General features: G+C 63.6%; 19 protein-coding genes. 10 read left to right on the top strand and 9 right to left on the bottom strand.

The features are described from left to right. Positions 1-131: 131 nt before the first annotated feature. The 3 genes from IPK27_19870 to IPK27_19860 all read right to left on the bottom strand — a co-directional run bounded on the left by IPK27_19870 (position 132) and on the right by IPK27_19860 (position 2,160). Positions 132-401 (bottom strand): hypothetical protein, encoded by a 270-nt coding sequence (locus IPK27_19870; protein ID MBK8069789.1) that lies wholly within the window; start codon positions 399-401, stop codon positions 132-134. A 62-nt stretch (positions 402-463) separates the two neighbouring features. Next, positions 464-961: a hypothetical protein gene (locus IPK27_19865; GenBank protein MBK8069788.1), complete on the bottom strand. Its 498-nt coding sequence runs from the start codon at positions 959-961 to the stop codon at positions 464-466. Next, positions 958-2,160, bottom strand: coding sequence for an integrase arm-type DNA-binding domain-containing protein (locus IPK27_19860; GenBank protein ID MBK8069787.1), 1,203 nt, complete (start codon positions 2,158-2,160; stop codon positions 958-960). Before IPK27_19860 ends, IPK27_19865 begins: the two co-directional genes overlap by 4 nt. A 338-nt stretch (positions 2,161-2,498) precedes the next feature. Between IPK27_19860 and IPK27_19855 the strand changes: the two genes are divergently transcribed. The 3 genes from IPK27_19855 (at position 2,499) to IPK27_19845 (ending at position 6,068) form a co-directional block, all read left to right on the top strand. Beyond that, complete coding sequence (locus tag IPK27_19855; GenBank protein ID MBK8069786.1) at positions 2,499-2,873, top strand: VOC family protein; 375 nt, start codon at positions 2,499-2,501, stop codon at positions 2,871-2,873. Positions 2,874-3,533: 660 nt separating this feature from the next. Further along, positions 3,534-4,790, top strand: a complete 1,257-nt coding sequence (gene ltrA / locus IPK27_19850; protein ID MBK8069785.1) for a group II intron reverse transcriptase/maturase — start codon at positions 3,534-3,536, stop codon at positions 4,788-4,790. A gap of 687 nt (positions 4,791-5,477) precedes the next feature. Beyond that, a complete protein-coding gene (locus tag IPK27_19845; GenBank protein ID MBK8069784.1) occupies positions 5,478-6,068 on the top strand; it encodes a suppressor of fused domain protein in 591 nt (196 codons plus the stop codon). Positions 6,069-6,483: 415 nt separating this feature from the next. On the opposite strand, the gene IPK27_19840 is transcribed toward IPK27_19845, so the two are convergent. Genes IPK27_19840 through IPK27_19825 form a run of 4 tightly spaced genes read right to left on the bottom strand, consistent with a single transcriptional unit; the run spans position 6,484 to position 9,857 of the window. Continuing rightward, complete coding sequence (locus IPK27_19840; GenBank protein ID MBK8069783.1) at positions 6,484-6,747, bottom strand: hypothetical protein; 264 nt, start codon at positions 6,745-6,747, stop codon at positions 6,484-6,486. A 16-nt stretch (positions 6,748-6,763) separates the two neighbouring features. Then, entirely contained in the window at positions 6,764-7,471 is a 708-nt protein-coding gene (locus IPK27_19835; protein MBK8069782.1) for a D-alanyl-D-alanine carboxypeptidase family protein, read from the bottom strand. Beyond that, positions 7,471-8,418 carry a hypothetical protein gene (locus IPK27_19830; protein ID MBK8069781.1) on the bottom strand — a complete coding sequence of 316 codons (948 nt, stop codon included), beginning with the start codon at positions 8,416-8,418 and terminating at the stop codon, positions 7,471-7,473. Before IPK27_19830 ends, IPK27_19835 begins: the two co-directional genes overlap by 1 nt. Beyond that, positions 8,418-9,857 carry a transglutaminase domain-containing protein gene (locus tag IPK27_19825; GenBank protein ID MBK8069780.1) on the bottom strand — a complete coding sequence of 480 codons (1,440 nt, stop codon included), beginning with the start codon at positions 9,855-9,857 and terminating at the stop codon, positions 8,418-8,420. The genes IPK27_19830 and IPK27_19825 overlap by 1 nt, the downstream gene beginning before the upstream one ends. 151 nt (positions 9,858-10,008) lie before the next feature. Between IPK27_19825 and purT the strand changes: the two genes are divergently transcribed. After that, positions 10,009-11,184, top strand: a complete 1,176-nt coding sequence (gene purT, locus IPK27_19820) for a formate-dependent phosphoribosylglycinamide formyltransferase (GenBank protein MBK8069779.1) — start codon at positions 10,009-10,011, stop codon at positions 11,182-11,184. A gap of 100 nt (positions 11,185-11,284) precedes the next feature. Next, on the top strand, positions 11,285-12,676 hold the full coding sequence (gene ffh, locus IPK27_19815; GenBank protein ID MBK8069778.1) for a signal recognition particle protein: 1,392 nt from the start codon (positions 11,285-11,287) through the stop codon (positions 12,674-12,676). A 15-nt stretch (positions 12,677-12,691) separates the two neighbouring features. Here ffh and IPK27_19810 read toward each other — a convergent pair whose 3' ends face one another. Together IPK27_19810 and IPK27_19805 are read right to left on the bottom strand one after the other, a co-directional pair. After that, positions 12,692-13,126, bottom strand: coding sequence for a PIN domain-containing protein (locus IPK27_19810; protein MBK8069777.1), 435 nt, complete (start codon positions 13,124-13,126; stop codon positions 12,692-12,694). Beyond that, a complete protein-coding gene (locus IPK27_19805; protein ID MBK8069776.1) occupies positions 13,123-13,383 on the bottom strand; it encodes an antitoxin in 261 nt (86 codons plus the stop codon). Before IPK27_19805 ends, IPK27_19810 begins: the two co-directional genes overlap by 4 nt. Before the next feature lie 186 nt (positions 13,384-13,569). Here IPK27_19805 and aceB point away from each other — a divergent pair, with 186 nt between their 5' ends. The 5 genes from aceB (at position 13,570) to IPK27_19780 (ending at position 19,693) form a co-directional block, all read left to right on the top strand. Then, positions 13,570-15,171 carry a malate synthase A gene (gene aceB / locus IPK27_19800; GenBank protein MBK8069775.1) on the top strand — a complete coding sequence of 534 codons (1,602 nt, stop codon included), beginning with the start codon at positions 13,570-13,572 and terminating at the stop codon, positions 15,169-15,171. 3 nt (positions 15,172-15,174) lie between these two features. Then, entirely contained in the window at positions 15,175-16,464 is a 1,290-nt protein-coding gene (aceA, locus tag IPK27_19795; GenBank protein ID MBK8069774.1) for an isocitrate lyase, read from the top strand. Between the two features lie 360 nt (positions 16,465-16,824). Then, complete coding sequence (locus IPK27_19790; protein ID MBK8069773.1) at positions 16,825-17,025, top strand: hypothetical protein; 201 nt, start codon at positions 16,825-16,827, stop codon at positions 17,023-17,025. A 133-nt stretch (positions 17,026-17,158) separates the two neighbouring features. Next, complete coding sequence (locus tag IPK27_19785; GenBank protein ID MBK8069772.1) at positions 17,159-18,193, top strand: cyclic nucleotide-binding domain-containing protein; 1,035 nt, start codon at positions 17,159-17,161, stop codon at positions 18,191-18,193. Between the two features lie 126 nt (positions 18,194-18,319). Next, the gene (locus tag IPK27_19780) at positions 18,320-19,693 is read left to right on the top strand and encodes an LOG family protein (GenBank protein MBK8069771.1); all 1,374 of its coding nucleotides are present in this window, start codon (positions 18,320-18,322) and stop codon (positions 19,691-19,693) included. Positions 19,694-19,718 lie beyond the last annotated feature (25 nt).

Below are 19,718 nucleotides of genomic sequence, written 5' to 3'. Positions count from 1 at the left end.
GAACGCAGCCTTCGCGTTGCGCGAAAGCTGTCGCCAGGCCGGATCACGCAGCATCGAATGGGCGAGGCGCAGGAAACTACCTTCGGACTTCCGCCCCTTCATTCGCTCTCGGCGCTTCACGTCCTTTGCGTTCATGTCGCGGACTCGGCGGCCTGCAACTTTGCAGAGCTTCGTTCGGCCACAAGATCACAGACGAGCGCCTTTAGCTCGTCCTTACTTGCTCCGGCAATTGTGGCGCGTTCCCATGCTTCGACTTCGGAACGCACCCATACGTGGTAGCCGCCCGGAAGCGAGATTCTGGGCGGATAGAGTCCAAGCCTTTCGACTTGCCGCCGCCGCTCGCGTCGGTACGGGCCGCGCTTGTCCAATTCCTTGCCACGTATGAACATGTTGTCGCCCACTTCCTGCCGGTGGTGCCAGTCTCCGGCCGGAATCGAGCGATGGCGAGGAACAAAAAGCCTGATTATTTTCCGCTTTTGCGGAACCCTCGAAGGGTTCGGGCGATGGTGTCGGCATCAGGCATGCCGGGGATCAATGAGACTGCCTCAGCGGCTTGAGTCAGATTGCGGCCCTTCTTTCGTTCCCGCTCTACCTCAAAACGTGCATAGGCGTTTCGGATTCGCTGACTCTTTCGCTTTGCGTAGTTTCCCGCCTTTTGAATCGGCCTCCCGAAAAATGCCTCTTCTAGGCTGACGCTCCCGCGCCCCGTCAAGTATTCGTCCCAGCATTCGAGCAGAGAGAGCATCAACTCAGGTGGAGGGTAGAAGCCACTGTCTATGTAATGGAAGAGCCCAGATAGCGGCGAGTCAGCAACTTTATCTTCCCTGTCTATTACGTCGCCTTGCTTCTTCTGCAAGTGTTGCCATAAATGTTCCAAGCTCTCCAAGACAGGCTTGTCATTGTCAGACACGAGTTTCGCGCGGAGCGCGTGAACCAACTCCCATTGCTTCTGAATTTTCATTGGCCGCTCCGAAGAAAGTCCCCCCATGCCTGCATTAACTCGCGCCTACGTTCCAACAAGTCGCTTCGCTGATACGCGGCTTCAACGGCTCCCTTCACAGCATGCGCCAAGGACATTTCAGCGAGTTCTCGGGGGAACTCAGTCTGCTCTGCGCCCCAACACCTGAATGCGCTGCGGAACCCATGCACCGTGACGCCCGGACAGGCGAGGGGGCCATTCAAGAGATTGAGCGGAGCGGAGGTGTAGAGAGGCCGAGGCCCGGTAGGCCCTGAGCGCCAGAAGATCAAGCCGCCGGTGCCGGGAATCTTGTCGAGAACGGCAAGGGCATCGGTAGACAATGGAACACGGTGTTCCTTGCCTGCCTTGATCCGCGCACCCGGAATTGTCCAGACGGAAGACACATAATCAATTTCCAGCCATGAGGCGTTAGAGGCCTCCGAAACTCGGCATGCTGTGAGGATCACGAATTCAAGCAATCGCGCAACCGTTGAATCTGTCTCGCGAATTTTCTGAATTAGGGCCGGCAGTTTGCTATAATGCAACGCGGCTAGATGCTTAACCTTGTGGAGCTTTGCGGTTTTCGGCAATAGCTTATCTAGGTGTCCCCTCCATCGGGCGGGGTTTTCGCCAGTGCGATAACCGCGAGCCGTCGCATAATCGAGTGTCGCTGATATTCTCTGCCTAATTTTGGTTGCCGTTACATGACTCGAAAGCCATAACGGTTCAACCACATTCAGCACGGCCGCAACATCCACGAGAGCCACAGGCAGTGACATCAGAGGCTTCGCGTACTTCGTGAGGGAGCCTACCCATTGCTTGCGATGCCGAGGGCTCCGCCAAGCGGAACCGAGCGAGTCCGCGTATCGTTGCACGCAGGCGCCGAAGCTCGCAGTCGATGCTGCCTCCAGTGCTGCAGCGGCCTTCGTCCGTCGCTTCTCTCTGAGGGGATCGCGCCCCTCAGCAAGCATGGCGCGCGCCTCGGCCGCTCGCTCCCTCGCTCGCTTCAAGCTCACGTCGCCGATGCTGCCAAGCCCGACTTCGGTAATCTTGCCTGTCGCTCGGTTACGGTAGCGGAGCAGCCAACTTTTCGTGCCGCTCGGGCCGATGTTCAGAACCAGCAAGCCGCCGTCCCCGTACCTTCCAGGCTTCGCCAACCTCCGCACTTGCAGGTCCGTCAGCTTCTCCACCACCTTCCCCATGATGCCCTCCGCTGTCCCTCACGCCGTCCCCCACAGCATAGCGTGGTTCGGACCGGCTGTCAGTGGCGGGAACTGGCAACCGATCCTCAGCAAAAAGTAAGCTAACAGTCTGTTTTATCAAGACCGCCGGCATGCCAACAGTGCCCACAACACACCACAAGCCGCCACCGTTGAGCAGCCTAACTATGCATTCAAGCCGATTGCGGAACAGGCCCTTCGTTCAACCAAGCTGTGCGGCCGGCGCGGCTTGACACGGCGTTAGGCCTCTTAGGGCCGCAGGCCGAAACCTCAATAGAGTCTCAGAGAAGATTTTCGTTCACTGAGCCATGGAGATCGTGATGTTCGATCACGTCAAGTTTGGTTGTAGCGATTTCGAGAGAAGCAGGGACTTCTTCAGGAAAGCCCTTGAACCGCTCGGCGTCGTGATCGTGGCTGAAGGCGTGCCAACCTACGGTGTTGAGTTCTGTCATCCTCAAGGAACTGTTTCCTTGGTACTCTTCCATACTCAGGAAAAACCCGCGCACTTGCACATCGCGTTTCAAGCGGGAACTCGGGAAGAGGTCGATGCATTCTATCACGCGGCTTTGGATGCAGGTGGAAGAGACAATGGTCAACCCGGATTGCGCCCAAACTATCACCAGAACTACTATGCTGCCTTCGTTATTGGCCCGGACGGGCACAACATAGAAGCAGTTTGCCACTGTGCAGAATGATCGCCCGAAAAATGCGAGGCCTGACTATATCAAGCCGATTGCGGAACTGGCTCTTGGCGCAAACCGGACATTTTTGTGCCGCAACGGCTTATTGCGGCGTTGGACGTGTGCGCCCGGCAGGGTGCGTCAACTTGGAGGTGCAAGTTCTCTACTCACCCGGCAAGGGGAAGAGTTAGCCAATGGCAAGGGTGTCGTGGGTGACTGCGAATCTGGAGGAAGCCGGAGGCAAATTGCTGGCCTGACGAACAGGAAGCGGATATGAGGCGACACGGCGGGGTAAGGCGGCACGTTTCGCTGAAGCCCAGTACTTGCACGGAACGCCGTGGCGTAGATCCGACAGGCATAAGCGGGAATGTGGGCGCGCAATACCCGGGGAGATCCACACCGGTGCTCGTGAGAGCTACCGCTATCGAGAGGTCGCGGGAGGCCGGTGGGGAAGTCAGCTGAGGCCGTAGTAGGTGCCGGGATGGGCTGAAGGGCCGAACATGGAAGAACGCGAGTAGACGGTTGGCAACTCGATGGCATCGGAACGACAGAAGTCCGCTGGTGAGGCGGAGCGTGAACGACCAAGCGCTGGACGGAATCCGGAGGGAGGGGGTATCGCGTGTCGAGGTGTTATCGGCGACTGACGGGGTGGCGAAAGCGGAGTTGGAAGGGCTGATGGAGGCCGTGTGCGAACACGGCAACCTTTGGCGAGCGTACAAGCGGGTGATGAAGAACAAGGGGTCTGGCGGCGTCGATCGGGTCGAGGTGTCGGACTTCAAGGCTCACCTGCAGCAACACTGGCCGACGATCAAGGCCAAGCTGCTGACCGGGCGCTACATCCCGGCGGCCGTGCGTCGAGTGGACATCGCCAAACCGCAAGGTGGCGTACGGACACTCGGCATCCCGACGCTGACGGATCGGTTGATCCAGCAAGCGTTGCATCAAGTGCTGTCGCCGGTGTTCGAGGCGACGTTCTCTGCGTCGAGCTACGGGTTTCGTCCGGAGCGGAACGCGCACCAGGCGGTGCTCGCGGCCAAGCGGTATGTGGACGAGGGACGTCGGGTGGTGGTGGATCTGGACCTGGAGAAGTTCTTTGACCGGGTGAACCACGATCTGCTGATGGAGCGCGTCGCGCGGAAGGTGACGGACAAGCGGGTCCTGCGGTTGATTCGTCGCTACCTGGAGGCGGGGATGATGGCGGATGGGGTGGTCTCACCCCGGACGGAGGGCACGCCGCAGGGCGGGCCGCTGAGTCCGCTGCTTTCGAACATCCTGCTGACGGATCTGGACCGGGAGTTGGAACGCAGGGGGCATGCGTTCTGTCGCTACGCGGACGATTGCAACATCTATGTCCGCACCGAGGTGGCAGGGCAGCGCGTGCTGGCGAGCGTTACCCGGTTTCTGGAGGAGCGGCTTCGCCTGAAGGTGAATGTGGCGAAGAGCGCGGTGGCGGGTCCGTGGGAGCGGAAGTTCCTGGGTTACAGTGTGACGGCGCAGCGGCAGCCGAAGCTGTGCATCGCGCCGGCGAGCGTGGAGCGACTGAAGGACACCGTCCGGGAGGTCGTGAAGCGGGGTCGGGGGTGCTCGCTGGAGCGCACGCTGGCAGTGCTGAATCCCAAGTTGCGCGGGTGGGCGGCGTACTTCAAGCTGAGCGAGACCACGCGGGACTTGCAGGACTTGGATGGCTGGATTCGGCGCAAACTGCGGTGTGTGCAATGGCGGCAGTGGAAGCAGGCGCCGACGCGCGCGCGGGAACTGATGCATTCGGGAGTGAGGGAGGCAGATGCGTACCGATCGGCGTACAACAGCCGAGGCCCGTGGTGGCATAGCGGGTCCAAGCACATGAACGCCGCGCTGCCCACCGGCTGGTTTGATCGTCAGGGTCTGGTGTCGCTGCGCGCCACAACGCGCCGGCTCCGGTGTCAACCATGAACCGCCGTATGCGGACCCGCATGTACGGTGGTGTGGGAGGACGGCGGGAGTAATCCCGCCTCCTACCCGATAAATTGAGGCCGATGTGCAACACTGTTCATTCAAAGCTCTGGTGCTTGTCACTTTTCTGTCCTCGTGTGGTACCACAAAAATGTACTAGGGCGAGAAGCTGGATCCCGCGCAAGTGGTACTTCTCTATGTTCAAGAAAGGCCGAACTTGAGATACACGCGGATTGATGGAAGTCCAGTCAATTTTCTTCATGACGGGAAGGTGCTGGAGTTCCTTCCTGGGAAGCACAGCTTCGAGGTAGAAATAAGCAATTACACCGTCTTTGGTGGCGCAGATAGAACCACCCACACCACGAATTTCTTGATCAGTTCATTTGCTTTGGAACTAGATATGCGCGCTGGCTTCACATATTCCCTGAATTTTCATGGGATAAAGATAATTGAACTTCCCAGGACATTTTGATTCTTGGGCGAACCACCCGACGCGCCAGGGAGCGAATCCGGCCCCGACTTTAGGGTGATGAGTGTCAACGCTGACACCTTCACCTGCGCTGACTCACGCCGAACAAGATCGGACACCGAAGAATGACGAACTTGCATTGGACGTCTATCACTCGGTTTACTCTCAGAACTACCTCAATCGTGCCGCAACGGCCTATTGCGGCGTTAGGCGTCAAGATGAAAACTTCGAACTATCAAAGTGCACTGCACAAACACCTGTGTCGCTACTTCTCTGGGGCTCGGCTTCGGAACGATTCATGGAGCGAGAGTCAAGTAACTAGCGTACTCCCGGAGTTCCAGGTAGTCGAGATCGCCCCAAACAGGGTAAATGCGTCATGGGTGTACGTTACGTCGGGTATTGGAGGAAAGGGTGTTCCCGAAGATAAGAGATGTGAATTCTTGATTTGCGCGAATGAGAATAATGCTGAGAACGTCAAATTGCTGAGTATGCTTGCGTGGTACCATTTGACTGGTGCCACTTTGGGCGAAGGCCATGTATTGAATATTGGCAGTTCCTGGGTTCCCGGGTCAACGTTATGTTCAGTTCTCATTTGTCGCTTATGGCAATTCGGGGATAAACTGGAAATTGTTCGCCCGCGGGAGCATCATGTGCACATCTATTGGGTCCTTCCTGTTACAAATGATGAAGGCGCATTTGCGCTTGCGCATGGATATCAAGAGTTGGAACGGCTGTTTGAGGACAATAGAATTCAATACACTGATCCCATGAGGGGGAGCGTGCTTTGTACTCGTCGTGTTGACGCCTAACTATGCATTCACCTAGTGTGGTGTTCCGTAATTAAGTTGAAGAAATTTCCGATGAATTTTGCGGCGAGGCAAGGCGAGAGGAGGGTGAAAGCCGGCGGCTTGCGCGGCATGCCGCGCGCCGGCTTGAACGCCCGCAACTGGTTGCGGGCCGGAACCGGAGGTCATGGCAGGGCTATGGCGACGACGAGCAACGCCGCATCGGCGCAAAAGGCGCGGAAATAATTCAAGGTAATTACGGGATACCGCACTAGTTATAGCGTCGAACCTCAGTGCGCATAGTTGCTCGCCTTGCGAAGCGTCTGCTCCGAGTGCGGTCCGCTTACCACCATTGCCGTGGCCAGCCGTGGAACAAGTTCCTTCAGGTCGAAGCGCCGGTTGAAGCGCCAAGTCGCTTCGGCTAGGTAGCGAGCGCCGTTCAGCCCATTCGGCCCGTGTCCTTGTCGAAAGTGGGGACGGGTTCGGCGACCGCGTACTGCACCTGCTCCATCGTCTTGTCGGTCTGCACGGCGATCAGGAAGGCCTGCTTGTTCGGCGATCCGCGGCCGGCCTTGGCGCCGTTGATCTCGCCGCCCAGATACGTATCCCAGGGACTGAGACACTGAGGTTCGACGCCAATCAGGGGCCGCTTTGGCGGCCCACACGTATAAAGCCCCGGGTTTGCCGGGCGATGCTTACTCAAGCCGCAGTCGGACTTGTCACGGGATCGGGCTGAAGCACCAATGCCAAGGCTCGTACACAAAGCCCTGGGGATTGGCGCGTGGATAGGACATGCGATATCCGAATCGCGCGGCATTTGACGAGAGCCAAGTGAAGGCGGCGGTGTCTTCGAAGGCTTCGGTCAGCAGCGGTGCTCCGGGGACCGCAAAGTCCACCGCGCAGCCAGTGTGGTGTTCGCTGTAACCGGGCGGGGCGTTGACCGCGAGGATCTGCGCGATGTCCTGTCCCTGCGCCAGCTTGCGCGCCACGATGCGTGACTGGTCGCGCTCGCTGCGGAAGCTTGATACGACTTCCAGGTTGACGCCCGCGGTGCGCGCGGCGCAGGCCAGCCGGGTAAGCGCGCTGGCGGCGACCGGCTGCAGCCAGTGGTTGCGCCCGAAGCGGTCGCGTGCAACGCGGGCGAGCAGCGGCGCTTGGCCCTGCAGCGGCAGTCCACGGCTGGTGGCTGCCCCGCGCCAAGGCTGGGAGGGATCGCAGGGAATGGTGCAAATCGCCCCCTCCGCCGACGCGCGCACGGCATGCTGCAGATCCGGCGACAACTCGGCCAGCATGCGCCGCAGGCGAGGCCAACCGCAGCCTCGGGTGCGCGTGTGCGGCAGGCGCCACTGGCCAGTGCGCAGCCGCTGCAGCAGGAGTGGCGGCCAGGCTCGGGTCCGGGCGGCGTCTGGGCGGCGCATCGGTTGCATCAGTCGCCGTCGCCAACCGCCGGCTGCGGCAGCGGGCGATAGCGGAAGCGCAGCAGCGGCACCGGTGCTTTCTCGCTGCCGATCAGCAGCTCGTGGCACTGGTCGTCGAGCGCCATCGCCTCTGCCTGGGGCAGCAAGGTGATCGATGAGCGCGCCGGCTCTTGACCTGGCAGCGCAACGCTCCAGTCCTGGCCAGCGTCCCGGCGGAAGCGGTAGACCGCGTCGTAGGTCAGCACCAGCAGCCCCTGACCGCTGCAATCCAGCTCCAGGGCGGTGGCCTGCGAGCGGAAGCGGCTGAGCGATCCATCGCGCGCAATCTCGCGCTCGGTGGGCTGCGGGATCCCGTCGAGCTTCGCCACCAGCGTCGCCGTCCTCACGCCGGCATGTTCGGCAGCGTCGAGCGGCAGCGAGTAGAGCGTCGGCGGTACCGTGCGCTTGCTGAGCAGATACACCGTGCCGTTTGCGCCATCCACGGTCATCGACTCGACATCATGCGGCTCATCGGGGTAGCGCAAGCGTATTTCGCGCGAGGGGCTAGCCGTGGTCTCGCTGCCTTCCGGGTCCGGTTCGCGCAGCAACCACAGCGACACGTACTTGCGCAGTCCGGAATTGTCGCCGGTGTCGGCAATCAGCAGCCAGGATTCGCCCTTCCAGCGGAAGCTCGCAAGGTCCTCCCAATCGATGTTCTTCACCCCGGCCAGGGTCAGCTTGCGCTGCACCCGGCCGCGGGTGTCGATCAGCAGGAGATGATTGCCATTGCCGCCATCGTTGATTGCCCAGTAGCGCTCCGCCTTGCGCCGCGAGGGCGCCAGACCGCTCAGTTCGCCAAGCGCCGGATCGGTGACGATGCCGGCGATGCCGGGGCGCGATATCGGGCGCGGCGCCGGCGGCGTGGCCGCAAGGACGGGCAGGCAGATCGATGCCAGCCATAGCCACCAGACGCGCATCATTCGGCCTCGCCAACGCCGATGATCTGCAGCCGCCCGAGCAGCGCCACGCCGGCGAAGTAGCGCACCGGGTCTCCGTCGCCTACTGCCAGCGCAATATGTCCGGAATCAAAGCCGTTCAGCGCTGCGTCGAACCCTTGCCAGCGGCCATCGATGTGAGCCTCGGTCCAGGCATGCGGCACGAACACATGGCTGCGGTCGCCGAAGCCCGGTACATAGGCCAGCCCGGTGGCTACGCGCGCAGGAATGCCCGAAGCACGCGCGATGGCGGCCAGCAACAGCGCATGTTCGGTGCAATCGCCCTGTCGCGTGGTCGCCACTTCCAGCGCCGAGGCGTAGCCAACCGACAAGGTCTTGCCGAAGATGTACTCGCGCACGAAGGCCTCAGCCTTGCGCATGCGTTCGAGGTCATCGCCGGCACCATCGGTGGCTCGCCGTGCAAGGTCCTGCAGCAGCACGCTGTCCGACTGAACCCACGCGGAGGGCTCGCGATACAGTTCCAGAACTTCGCCATCCTCGTCGGGCTTGCCGGGATCGATGGTCAGCTCGTAGCGCCCGGCGTTACCGCCAGCCACTCGCTGGTGCCCGGTTCTGGCGGGTGCGATGTCGGTGCCCTTGATCTGGATCGACAGGCGCAGCGGACCCGCCAGTTCTTGCCGGGTCAAGGCGCGCGGTGAATCGATCACCAGCCGGTCGAGGAAATCGATCGGCTGGTTTGGTGCGTGTGCGCAGGCCTCGTCGCAGGACAGCAATTCCACCTGCATGCCGGCCAGGTCCATGCGGATGCGGCGTGCGTCGAAATTGTCGTCGACGAAAGCGGACACCTCCATCGGGCCGTCTGGGTAGCGCACCAACTGCTCGACCTCGATCAATTCAGCCTCGTCGCGCATCAGTTCGACGCGCCGGCGGCGCTTGAAGCTGGTCTCGATCGGCACCACCGCCAGCTGGCTGGGGACAAATGCGTCGATCGCGATCAGCGACTTCTCGCCGCGCACGCCGGCCAGCAGCGCCTGGCGCTGGCCTTCGAAGAACAGCGCGTGCGCGGGCAGTTCGAGCGTCTGCGTGCGGGTGTCGCCGGCGCCCTCGATTTTCACTTGGAATGTGCGACCCTTTACCGGCTTGCCGTTGTAGCGCAGTTCCTGGCCGGCGGTGCGGATTTCGGCGCGGAAGGACAGCGGCTCGCCGTTGATGCTCTCGATCGTTTCCTCCAGCGAACGCATCGCGATGCTGACGCCTTCGCGTTGGATCTGGAGGTCCATGACCTCCGCGCTGCGCACGGAACCGTCTGCAAGGGTCTCACGCTCGGTCAGCGACCAGCCGACCTTGCGTCCGTCGAACAGCACCGCGCGCCAGGTCTGGGCCAGCGCATTCGCCGCGAGAGCCGGGTTGGACACGGACGCCCACAGGGCGATCAACAACAACAACCAGGACGGGCGCATCGGACACCGGGGTGGGACGGGACCCATATTGTGCCAAAGCCGGCCAGCTCCCGGACCGATGTTGCGTACCGCTTTGGTACTTCTGCCCGCCGCAGGGCCCTGATTGCCCCCCAGGCGATAGAATCCGGCGATCTTCTTCCGGAGCGCTCCCGTGATCGGCACGCCGTATTCAGAACACGCCATCCGACTGTTGCTGCTGGGTTCCGGCGAGCTCGGTAAGGAGGTGGCCATCGAGGCCCAGCGGCTTGGCATCGAGGTGATCGCCGCTGACCGCTACGCCGATGCGCCCGCGATGCAGGTGGCGCACCGTTCGCATGTGCTGCCGATGCTGGATCCGAACGCCCTGCGTGCGCTGATCGCCAAGGAGCAGCCGACCTTGGTAGTGCCGGAAATCGAGGCGATCCACACGCCGACGCTGCAGGCGCTCGAGGCGGAAGGGCTGCGCGTCATTCCGACCGCGTGCGCGGCGCGGCTGACCATGGACCGCGAGGGCATCCGCCGTCTCGCCGCCGAGGAACTCGGTCTGCCGACCTCGCCGTACCGCTTCTGCGACACCCGCGAGGAGTACGAGGCAGCCATCGCCGCGGTAGGTCTGCCGTGCGTGGTCAAGCCGCTGATGAGTTCCAGCGGCAAGGGGCAGAGCACCGTGCGCGAGGCGGCCGACGTCGGCCCCGCCTGGGACTATGCGCAGAGCGGCGGGCGCGCCGGCGCCGGGCGAGTAATTGTCGAAGGCTTCGTGCCCTTCGATTTCGAGATCACCCTGCTGACCGTGCGTCATCGCGGCGGCACCAGTTTCTGCGAGCCGATCGGCCATTACCAGGAAGACGGCGACTACCGCGAGTCCTGGCAGCCGCAGCCGATGTCGCCGACGGCGCTCAAGCGTGCGCACGAGATCGCGCGGGCGATCACCGACAATCTCGGCGGCTGGGGCCTGTTCGGTGTCGAACTGTTCGTGCGCGGCGAGCAAGTCCTGTTCAGCGAGGTCTCGCCGCGCCCGCACGACACGGGCCTGGTGACGCTGGTATCGCAGGATCTTTCCGAGTTCGCGCTGCATGTGCGCGCCGTCCTCGGCCTGCCGATCCCGGTGATCCGTCAGCGCGGCCCGTCGGCCTCGGTCGCGGTGCTGGCCGAAGGCGAGGGCAAGGGGCCGCGCTTCCATGGTGTCGAGCAGGCCCTGGGCGAGCCCGACACCGAGATCCGCCTGTTCGGCAAGCCCGAGATCCACGGCCGCCGCCGCCTCGGCGTGACCCTCGCGCGCGGCGAGACCTTGTTCGCGGCGCGCGAGAAGGCGCGGCGGGCCGCAGCGGCGCTGCGGGTCGAGGTCTGAGCGGGCATCGCGGGGAGGCGAGCACAACCTGCGACGCCTTTATGGCTCGCCCCGAAGCCCGTAGAGTCCGCCCCCTGTTGTCCAGCTGCCAGATGCCGCCATGTTCGAGAACCTGCAAAAACGCCTGACCGAGACCGTCAACCGCCTGCGCGGGCGCGGCCGGTTGTCCGAGGAGAACATTCGCGAGGCGCTGCGCGAGGTGCGCATTGCGCTGCTGGAGGCGGATGTGGCGCTGCCGGTGGTGCAGGCGCTGATTGAGCGAGTCAAGGGCCGCGCGATCGGGCAGGAAGTGCTGCAGAGCCTGACCCCAGGCCAGACCCTGGTGAAGATCGTTCACGATGAACTCGTGGCGGTCATGGGCGCGCGCAACGAGGAGCTGAGCCTGAACTGCCCGGCGCCGGCGGTGGTGCTGATGGCCGGCCTGCAGGGATCGGGCAAGACCACCACCAGCGGCAAGCTGGCAAAACTGCTGCAGGAGCGGCGCAAGAAGCGGGTCATGGTGGTGAGCTGCGACGTCTACCGCCCGGCGGCGATCGAGCAGCTGAAGACGGTCGCGGGGCAGGTGGGTGCCGAGTTCTTCCCGAGCACGCCGGAGCAGAAGCCGCTGGACATCGCGCGTGCAGCGATCGAGGCCGCGCGGCGCCAGTTGATCGACGTGCTGATCGTCGACACCGCCGGCCGCCTGGCCATCGACCAGGCGATGATGGCCGAGGTCGCCGAGCTGCATAAGGCGCTGAATCCGATCGAGACCCTGTTCGTGGTCGACAGCATGACCGGCCAGGACGCGGCGAACACCGCCAAGGCCTTCGCCGAGGCGCTGCCGCTGACCGGCGTGATCCTGACCAAGACCGACGGTGACGCCCGCGGCGGTGCGGCGCTGTCGGTGCGCTACCTGACCGGGCGCCCGATCAAGTTCCTCGGCGCCGGCGAGAAGCTCGACGCACTGGAGCCTTTCTATCCCGATCGCGTGGCCAGCCGCATCCTCGGCATGGGCGATGTGCTGTCGCTGATCGAGGACGTCACCCGCAAGGCCGACCAGGACAAGATGGAAAAGCTGGCCGCGAAGGTGGTCAGCGGCAAGAAGTTCGATCTGAACGACATGCGCGAGCAGTTGCTGCAGATGCAGAACATGGGCGGCATGGCATCGCTGATGGACAAACTGCCCGGCATGCCGAAAGTGGGCGACGTCAACGCGATGGGTGCGATGGGCGACAAGGAACTGCGCAAGATGGTGGCGATCATCAATTCGATGACCCCCAAGGAACGGCGCTATCCGGATCTGCTCAACGGTTCGCGCAAGGCGCGCGTGGCGCGCGGTTCCGGAACCCATCCCTCCGACATCAACAAGCTGCTCAAGCAGCACATGATGATGGAGAAGATGATGAAGAAGCTCTCCGGTGGCGGCATCAAGGGCATGCTGCGCGCATTGAAGGGCGGCATGGGTGGGATGGGTGGCATGGGCGGCGGCATGCCGCCGGGATTCCGCCGCTGAGGAAGGATCTGCCGGTCAGTTCGCCTCGTGCGTGAGCAGTTCCACGCGCAGGCCCTGGAAGCGCAGGAAATCGCGGTCGAAGGTCACCACCGACGCGCCGTTCTCTAGCGCCAGCGCGGCGAGGTGTGCGTCCATCACCAGGTTGCCGACCACCGGCCCGACGAGCAGCCGTTCCAGGTTCAGCAGGTGCTCGTCGGCCGGGTGCATCCAGCGTGCCGATGGTGAGCGCAGCAAGGCCTGCAGCCACGCGAGTGCCTGTGCGGCGGTCAACGGGCTCTCGTTGATCTTCGGATTCGTCGTAATGCGCAGGAATGCGAGGGCGACCACCGGGCACAGCGCCAACAACTCGTGTTCGCGCCGCGCGCGCGCCAGCCAGCTCGCAGCCACAGCGTGATGCGGGTGATCGCTGGCGGCGGCGGCGATCAGCACATTGGCATCCAGGACCTTCATCGGCCCAGCGTCTGCCTGGCCTTCAGTGCCTCGTCCTCCAGTTCCCCCGCGAGTGCCAGCGATTTGCTCAAATCAATCCCGGCGCGGGTGCCGAGGCGGTAGCTCGGCAGCGGCTCGGCCACCATCGCCACGGGCGCAACCGCAAGTCCACGCCGCAGTGCGTCATTCACGACTTGCTTGAAGCTCAATCCGCGCTCCCGCTCGGCGCGTTTCAGCAGCGCGAGGACGTCATCGTCCAAGGTCAGTGTCGTGCGCATCAGACATCACGATGTGACATAGGAAGCATCATGATGCTGGGATTTGCGAGGGCGTGCAAGCGGCTGCCGGCCCACCCCGACTTTCGTCCGGTTTGCGCACTCTTGTTTCTCTCGTTAGGCTCGGGTTCATCTGCCGCGCACACCTTGGGAGGGGGAGCGCGGCGCCTGGCCTGATGAGTGCTGACCATGACCGACGCTACCCGTGCGCGCCTGCGCATCGACGCCCCTCCCGCCGCCGATGCCGCGCGCATCCTGACGCCCGAGGCCCTCGCGCTGCTGGAAGACGTTTGCCTGCGCTTCGGTCCCGAGCGCAAGCGCCTGCTGGCCGCGCGCGAAGCGCGCCAGGCGCGCATCAATGCCGGCGAACTGCCCGATTTCCTGCCCGAGACCGCGGCCATCCGCGCCGGCGACTGGAAGGTGGCGCCGATCCCGGCCGATTTGTGGGACCGCCGGGTCGAGATCACCGGGCCGGTCGAGCGCAAGATGATCATCAACGCGCTGAACTCCGGCGCGAAGACCTTCATGGCGGACTTCGAGGATTCCAACGCCCCGAGCTGGGCCAACCAGATCGGCGGGCAGGGCAACCTCTACGATGCGATTCGGCGCCAGGTCGATTTCACCACGCCGGAAGGCAAGGCATACCGGCTGAATCCGCAGATCGCCACGCTGATCGTGCGCCCGCGCGGCTGGCACCTCGACGAGGCCCACGTGACGCTGGACGGCGAGCCCATTTCCGGCTCGCTGTTCGACTTCGTGCTGTTCCTGTTCCACAACGGACGCGAACTGCTCGAACGCGGATCCGGCCCGTACTTCTACCTGCCCAAGCTCGAGAGCCATCTCGAAGCGCGCCTGTGGAACCTGGTGATCGACCATTGCGAGACGCGCCTGCAGCTGCCGCGCGGCTCGGTCAAGGTCACGGTGCTGATCGAGACCCTGCTCGGCGCCTTCGAGATGGACGAGATCCTGTACGAGCTGCGCGAGCACATCGTCGGCCTCAACTGCGGCCGCTGGGACTACATTTTCAGCTACATCCGCACCTTCCAGACTGACCCCGGCCGGGTGCTGCCCGAGCGCGCCCAGGTCACCATGGCCAAGGGCTTCCTGCGCGCCTACTCGCAACTGCTGATCAAGACCTGCCACCGTCATGGCGCGTACGCGATGGGCGGGATGGCGGCGCAGATTCCGATCAAGCACGACCCGGCCGCCAACGACGCGGCGCTCGCCAAGGTGCGGGCGGACAAGGAACGCGAGGCCAGCGACGGCCACGATGGTACTTGGGTGGCGCATCCGGGCCTGGTGCCGGTCGCGATGGAAATCTTCGACAAGCACATGCCGGGCCCGAATCAGCTGACCAAGCTGCGCGACGGCGTGGTGGTCACTCAGGCCGATTTGATCAACCCGCAGGAAGGGACGATCAGCGAGGCCGGCGTGCGCCTGAACATGAACATTGGCTTGCAGTACATCGGCTCGTGGTTCTCCGGCAACGGCTGCGTGCCGATCCACAACCTGATGGAAGACGCCGCCACCGCCGAGATCTCGCGCGCCCAGCTGTGGCAGTGGGTGCGCACCGGCGCCGCCTTGGACGATGGTCGAATCATCGATGCGGCCAAGGTCGAGCAGTGGCTCGGTGAGGAACTGCTTAAGCTGAAAACCGGCAATCACCCGTTGAGCGCCGCCGACCTCGATGCTGCTGCGGAAATCCTCAAGCAGCTCGCCCTGGCCGAGCGATTCGAGCGATTCCTGACCCTTCCGGCCTACGGGCTGCTATTGCAACGTGAGCGAGGCTGAACCATGGCATTTCTGACCCAAGAGCAACTGGAGCAAGACTGGCGCGACAACCCGCGGTGGAAGGGCGTCAAGCGCGCCTACAGCGCCGCTGATGTCGTGCGCCTGCGCGGTACCGTTCCCGTCGAGCACACGCTCGCGAAACTCGGATCCGAGAAGCTGTGGCGGTATCTGCACACCGAGGATTACGTCAACGCGCTCGGCGCGCTGACCGGCAACATGGCGATCCAGCAGGTCAAGGCCGGCCTCAAGGCGATCTACCTCTCCGGCTGGCAGGTCGCGGCCGATGCCAACACCGCTGGCGCGATGTATCCGGACCAGTCGCTGTACCCGGTGGATTCGGTGCCGAACGTGGTGCGCCGCATCAACAACGCGCTCAAGCGCGCCGATGAGCTGCATCACGCCGAAGGCGGCGAGAACATCGACTGGATGCAGCCGATCGTGGCCGATGCCGAGGCCGGCTTCGGCGGCGTGCTGAACGCCTTCGAGCTGATGAAGCACATGATCGAGGCCGGCGCCGCGGGTGTGCACTGGGAAGACCAGCTGGCCAGCGCGAAGAAGTGCGGTCACATGGGCGGCAAGGTGCTGGTGCCGACCCAGGAAGCGGTGCAGAAGCTGGTCGCGGCGCGTCTCGCGGCCGACTGCGCCGGCGTGCCGAGCATCATCGTCGCGCGCACCGACGCGCTCGGCGCCGATCTGCTGACGTCCGACGTCGACGACAACGACAAGCCCTTCTGCACCGGCGAGCGCACCGTCGAAGGCTTCTACGTCACCAACATGGGCCCGGACCAGGCGATCAGCCGCGGCCTGGCCTACGCGCCGTACGCCGACCTGATCTGGTGCGAGACCGGCAAGCCGGATCTCGAGTTCGCCAAGCAGTTCGCCGAGGCGATCCACAAGAAGTACCCGGGCAAGCTGCTCGCCTACAACTGTTCGCCGAGCTTCAACTGGAAGAAGTACCTGGACGACGCCACCATCGCCAAGTTCCAGCGCGAGCTGGGCGCGATGGGCTACAAGTTCCAGTTCATCACGCTGGCCGGCTTCCATGCGCTGAACTTCTCGATGTTCCAGCTGGCCAAGGGCTACAAGGCGCGCCAGATGTCCGCCTACGTGGAACTGCAGCAGGCCGAGTTCGCGGCCGAGCCGCTGGGCTACACCGCGACCAAGCACCAGCGCGAGGTCGGCACCGGCTACTTCGACCAGGTCACCCAGGTCATCGCCGGCGCGCAGTCCTCGATCACGGCGCTCAAGGGCTCCACCGAGAACGAGCAGTTCCAGGAAGAAAAGGTTCACTGAACGAGATCACGGAATCGCCGGGCCAGTGCGAGGACATTGGCCCGAGCGTCACTGGATCCGCGTTACAAGAGATGCTGCACTCCCACACCCCGGCGGTCTTCCGCCGGGGTTTTTCTTTGGGGCGCCCGGCAGGGCGCACCTGCTTTGAGGTGAAAGTCCTCTACTCGCCCGGCAGGGGGAAGAGTTGGCCGAACGGCAAGGGTGTCGTGGGAAACTGCGAACCTGAAGGAAGCTGAAGGCAAAGCGCTGGCCTGACGAACAGGAAACGGATATGAGGCGGCACGGCGTCGCGGCCATGCGTTCTGCCGTTATGCGGACGACTGCAACATCCACGTCCGCGGCGAAGCGGCCGGCGCGCGGGTGCTGGCGAGCAATACGCAGTTCCTGGAAGAGCGACTTAGGCTCAACGTCAATGCGGCAAAGAGCGCCGTCGATCGACCTTGGAATCGCAAGTTTCCGGGCTACAGCCTGACGGCGCACAAGGCGCCGAAGCTGCGCATCGCGCCGACCAGCATCGAACGGCTCAAAGCCAAGGTCGGTGAGGTGTTTCGCCGTGGGTGACCCCGCCTCCTACCCGATTTGGGGCGCCCTGAAACACACGCGAACAAGGGTTTCATTGCCCGCCGGATCGACTCGTCACCCGTATTCGAAAGGACTAGAATCCCGGCCCTCGCACTGGAGGCCACCGCCATCCATGGTCAACATCAGCCTGTTCGGGCGCTTCGTGCCGCTGCAGTCGCTGGTTCCGTCGGATCGCTCGCAGCTGGCGAAGCAGAGCAGTCTGGTGAACTATCAGCCAGGCCAGGTGATCTTCAGCCGCGGCGAATTGGCGCGCACCCAGGCCTTCCTGATCGATGGCGAGATCGAGTTGCAGGACGAGCGAGGCGCTGGCCGATTGCGCGCGGGCGATCCCGAAGCGCGTTATGCGCTGGCCCCAGGCCAGCGGCGGGCGCAGACGGCGCTTTGCCTGAAGCCTGCTCAGGTGCTCTTTGTCGATCGCGAACTGCTCGACGTGATGCTGACCTGGTCGCAGACCGGTGGCGTTGAGGCGCGCGAGCTGGCCGCAGCCGGCGATGGGGACAACGCGCAGGACTGGATGACCGCCCTGTTGCAGAGCAAGGCCTTCCTGCGCATTCCGCCGGGAAACATCGCGCAGATCTTCGCCAGCATGGAACCGGTGACCTTCGAGGCGGGTCAGATCATCCTCAAGCAGGGCGAGCCCGGCGATTATTACTACGTGGTGACCGAAGGGCGCGCCCAGGTGGTGCTGGAAGACCCGAATGGCAACTCGGAAGAAGAACTGGCGCAGCTCGGCGTTGGGCGCGCCTTCGGTGAGGAGGCGCTGGTCTCCGGCGAGCCGCGCAATGCCACGGTACGGGCGTTGACTCGCTGTTCCTTGATGCGCCTGTCCAGTGCTGCGTTCGCGCGCCTGCTCAAGGCGCCGCTGCTGCGCGAGGTCCAGCTGTCCGAAATCAATGCCAATGTGCGCCTGGTGGATGTCCGACTGCCCAGCGAGTTCGAGCGCGGTCATTGGCCGGGGGCGATGAATGTGCCGCTGGCGCGCTTGCGCACGCTCGCTAAGACCCTCGACCCGGCCCGCGAATACTGGGTGTATTGCGATACTGGCCGGCGTAGCGCCTCGGCGGTGTTCCTGCTGACCGAGCGCGGATTCGACGCCAAGCTCGTCCGCGGTGGCATCGGTATCGCGCAATTGACCGAAGCTGCGTAAACTATTGGGTCCGATCGCGCGAGCGCGATCGCACACGCGTCGCCCGTCCGGGCGGCGGCTCGATCCGACTCCCGATCAAGACCAGGGAAGCGCTGCCACCGGGCCGCGCTCCAGCAAGGACGTTTCATGAATCACCGACCTGTCAGCGCCCGCATCAATCCCGAAGCGGGCATGGATGTGTTGTCCAAAGCCGAGGTGCGGCGCCTGACCGCCGCCACCACCGGCACCCTGTATGACCTGTTCCGCCGCTGCACGCTGGCGGTGCTGACCACCGGCAGCGAGAGCGACGACGCGCGCGCGGTGCTGGCGCGGCATCCGGATTTCGATGTGCGCGTGGTCCAGCAGGACCGCGGCGTCAAACTGGACCTGATCAATGCGCCGGCGCAGGCCTTCGTCGACGGCGAGATCATTCGCGGCATCCGCCAGCTGTTGTTCGCGGTGCTGCGCGACATCCTGTATGTCGAGAACGAAATCAAGACGCGCGCGAACTTCCACGAGCCCGAGGGCATCACCAACGCGGTGTTCGACATCCTGCGCAACGCCGGCATCCTGCGCGCGCAGCAGGCACCGAACATGGTCGTCTGCTGGGGCGGTCACTCGATCGGCCGCAAGGAGTACGAGTACACCAAGAAGGTGGGCTATGAACTCGGCCTGCGCGGAATGGATATCTGCACCGGTTGCGGCCCGGGCGCGATGAAGGGGCCGATGAAGGGCGCCACCATTGCGCACGCGAAGCAGCGCATCAGCAACACCCGCTACATCGGCATCACCGAGCCCGGGATCATTGCGGCGGAGCCGCCCAATGCCATCGTCAATCAACTGGTGATCATGCCGGACATCGAAAAGCGACTCGAATCCTTCGTGCGCGTTGGTCACGCGATCATCGTGTTCCCGGGTGGCGTCGGCACCGCAGAAGAGATCCTTTACCTGCTCGGCATCCTGCTGCACCCGGACAACGCGCGGGTGCCCTTCCCGGTGGTGTTCACTGGCCCCAAGGACAGCGCCGCCTACTTCGAGCAGATCGATGCCTTCCTCAAGCTCACGCTGGGCGATGCGGCCTCTGAGCGTTACCGCATCATTGTCGGCGATCCGGTGGAGGTCGCGCGCCACGTCAAGCAGGGCATGGCGCAGGTCACCGACCATCGGGTCGAGACCAAGGACGCCTTCTTCTACAACTGGACACTGAAAATCCCCGAGGCCTTCCAGTTCCGCTTCATGCCAACCCACGAGGCGATGGCGCAACTGCAATTGCACCGCGGTCGTCCGGTTCACGAACTGGCGGCTGATTTGCGCCGCGCGTTCAGCGGCATCGTCGCGGGCAACGTCAAGGAGGAGGGCATCCGCGCCATCGAGGCGCACGGGCCCTACGAATTGACCGGCGAGCCGGCGATCATGGATGCGATGGATGGACTGCTGAGAGCCTTTGTCGAACAGCACCGCATGAAACTGCCGGGCAGCGACCCGTACAAGCCGTGTTACCGCCTCAAGCCGGCTGCTTGAAAAAAGCTTCGGCGGGGCTATTGAC

Source organism: Rhodanobacteraceae bacterium (assembly GCA_016713135.1).
Lineage (GTDB): Bacteria > Pseudomonadota > Gammaproteobacteria > Xanthomonadales > SZUA-5 > JADKFD01.
Note: the sequence above shows the minus strand (reverse complement) of the source record. Positions and strands in the feature narration are given on the sequence as shown.

Excerpts from the sequence above, each read along its gene's own strand:
- ltrA (MBK8069785.1), top strand. The coding sequence starts at position 3,534 with ATGGAGGCCGTGTGCGAACACGGCAACCTTTGGCGAGCGTACAAGCGG.
- aceA (MBK8069774.1), top strand. The coding sequence starts at position 15,175 with ATGGCATTTCTGACCCAAGAGCAACTGGAGCAAGACTGGCGCGACAAC.
- IPK27_19810 (MBK8069777.1), bottom strand. The coding sequence starts at position 13,126 with ATGAAGGTCCTGGATGCCAATGTGCTGATCGCCGCCGCCGCCAGCGAT.
- IPK27_19785 (MBK8069772.1), top strand. The coding sequence starts at position 17,159 with ATGGTCAACATCAGCCTGTTCGGGCGCTTCGTGCCGCTGCAGTCGCTG.
- aceB (MBK8069775.1), top strand. The coding sequence starts at position 13,570 with ATGACCGACGCTACCCGTGCGCGCCTGCGCATCGACGCCCCTCCCGCC.
- IPK27_19830 (MBK8069781.1), bottom strand. The coding sequence starts at position 8,418 with ATGCGCGTCTGGTGGCTATGGCTGGCATCGATCTGCCTGCCCGTCCTT.
- IPK27_19805 (MBK8069776.1), bottom strand. The coding sequence starts at position 13,383 with ATGCGCACGACACTGACCTTGGACGATGACGTCCTCGCGCTGCTGAAA.
- ffh (MBK8069778.1), top strand. The coding sequence starts at position 11,285 with ATGTTCGAGAACCTGCAAAAACGCCTGACCGAGACCGTCAACCGCCTG.
- IPK27_19780 (MBK8069771.1), top strand. The coding sequence starts at position 18,320 with ATGAATCACCGACCTGTCAGCGCCCGCATCAATCCCGAAGCGGGCATG.
- IPK27_19855 (MBK8069786.1), top strand. The coding sequence starts at position 2,499 with ATGTTCGATCACGTCAAGTTTGGTTGTAGCGATTTCGAGAGAAGCAGG.
- IPK27_19865 (MBK8069788.1), bottom strand. The coding sequence starts at position 961 with ATGAAAATTCAGAAGCAATGGGAGTTGGTTCACGCGCTCCGCGCGAAA.
- IPK27_19860 (MBK8069787.1), bottom strand. The coding sequence starts at position 2,160 with ATGGGGAAGGTGGTGGAGAAGCTGACGGACCTGCAAGTGCGGAGGTTG.
- IPK27_19825 (MBK8069780.1), bottom strand. The coding sequence starts at position 9,857 with ATGCGCCCGTCCTGGTTGTTGTTGTTGATCGCCCTGTGGGCGTCCGTG.
- IPK27_19835 (MBK8069782.1), bottom strand. The coding sequence starts at position 7,471 with ATGCAACCGATGCGCCGCCCAGACGCCGCCCGGACCCGAGCCTGGCCG.
- IPK27_19845 (MBK8069784.1), top strand. The coding sequence starts at position 5,478 with ATGAAAACTTCGAACTATCAAAGTGCACTGCACAAACACCTGTGTCGC.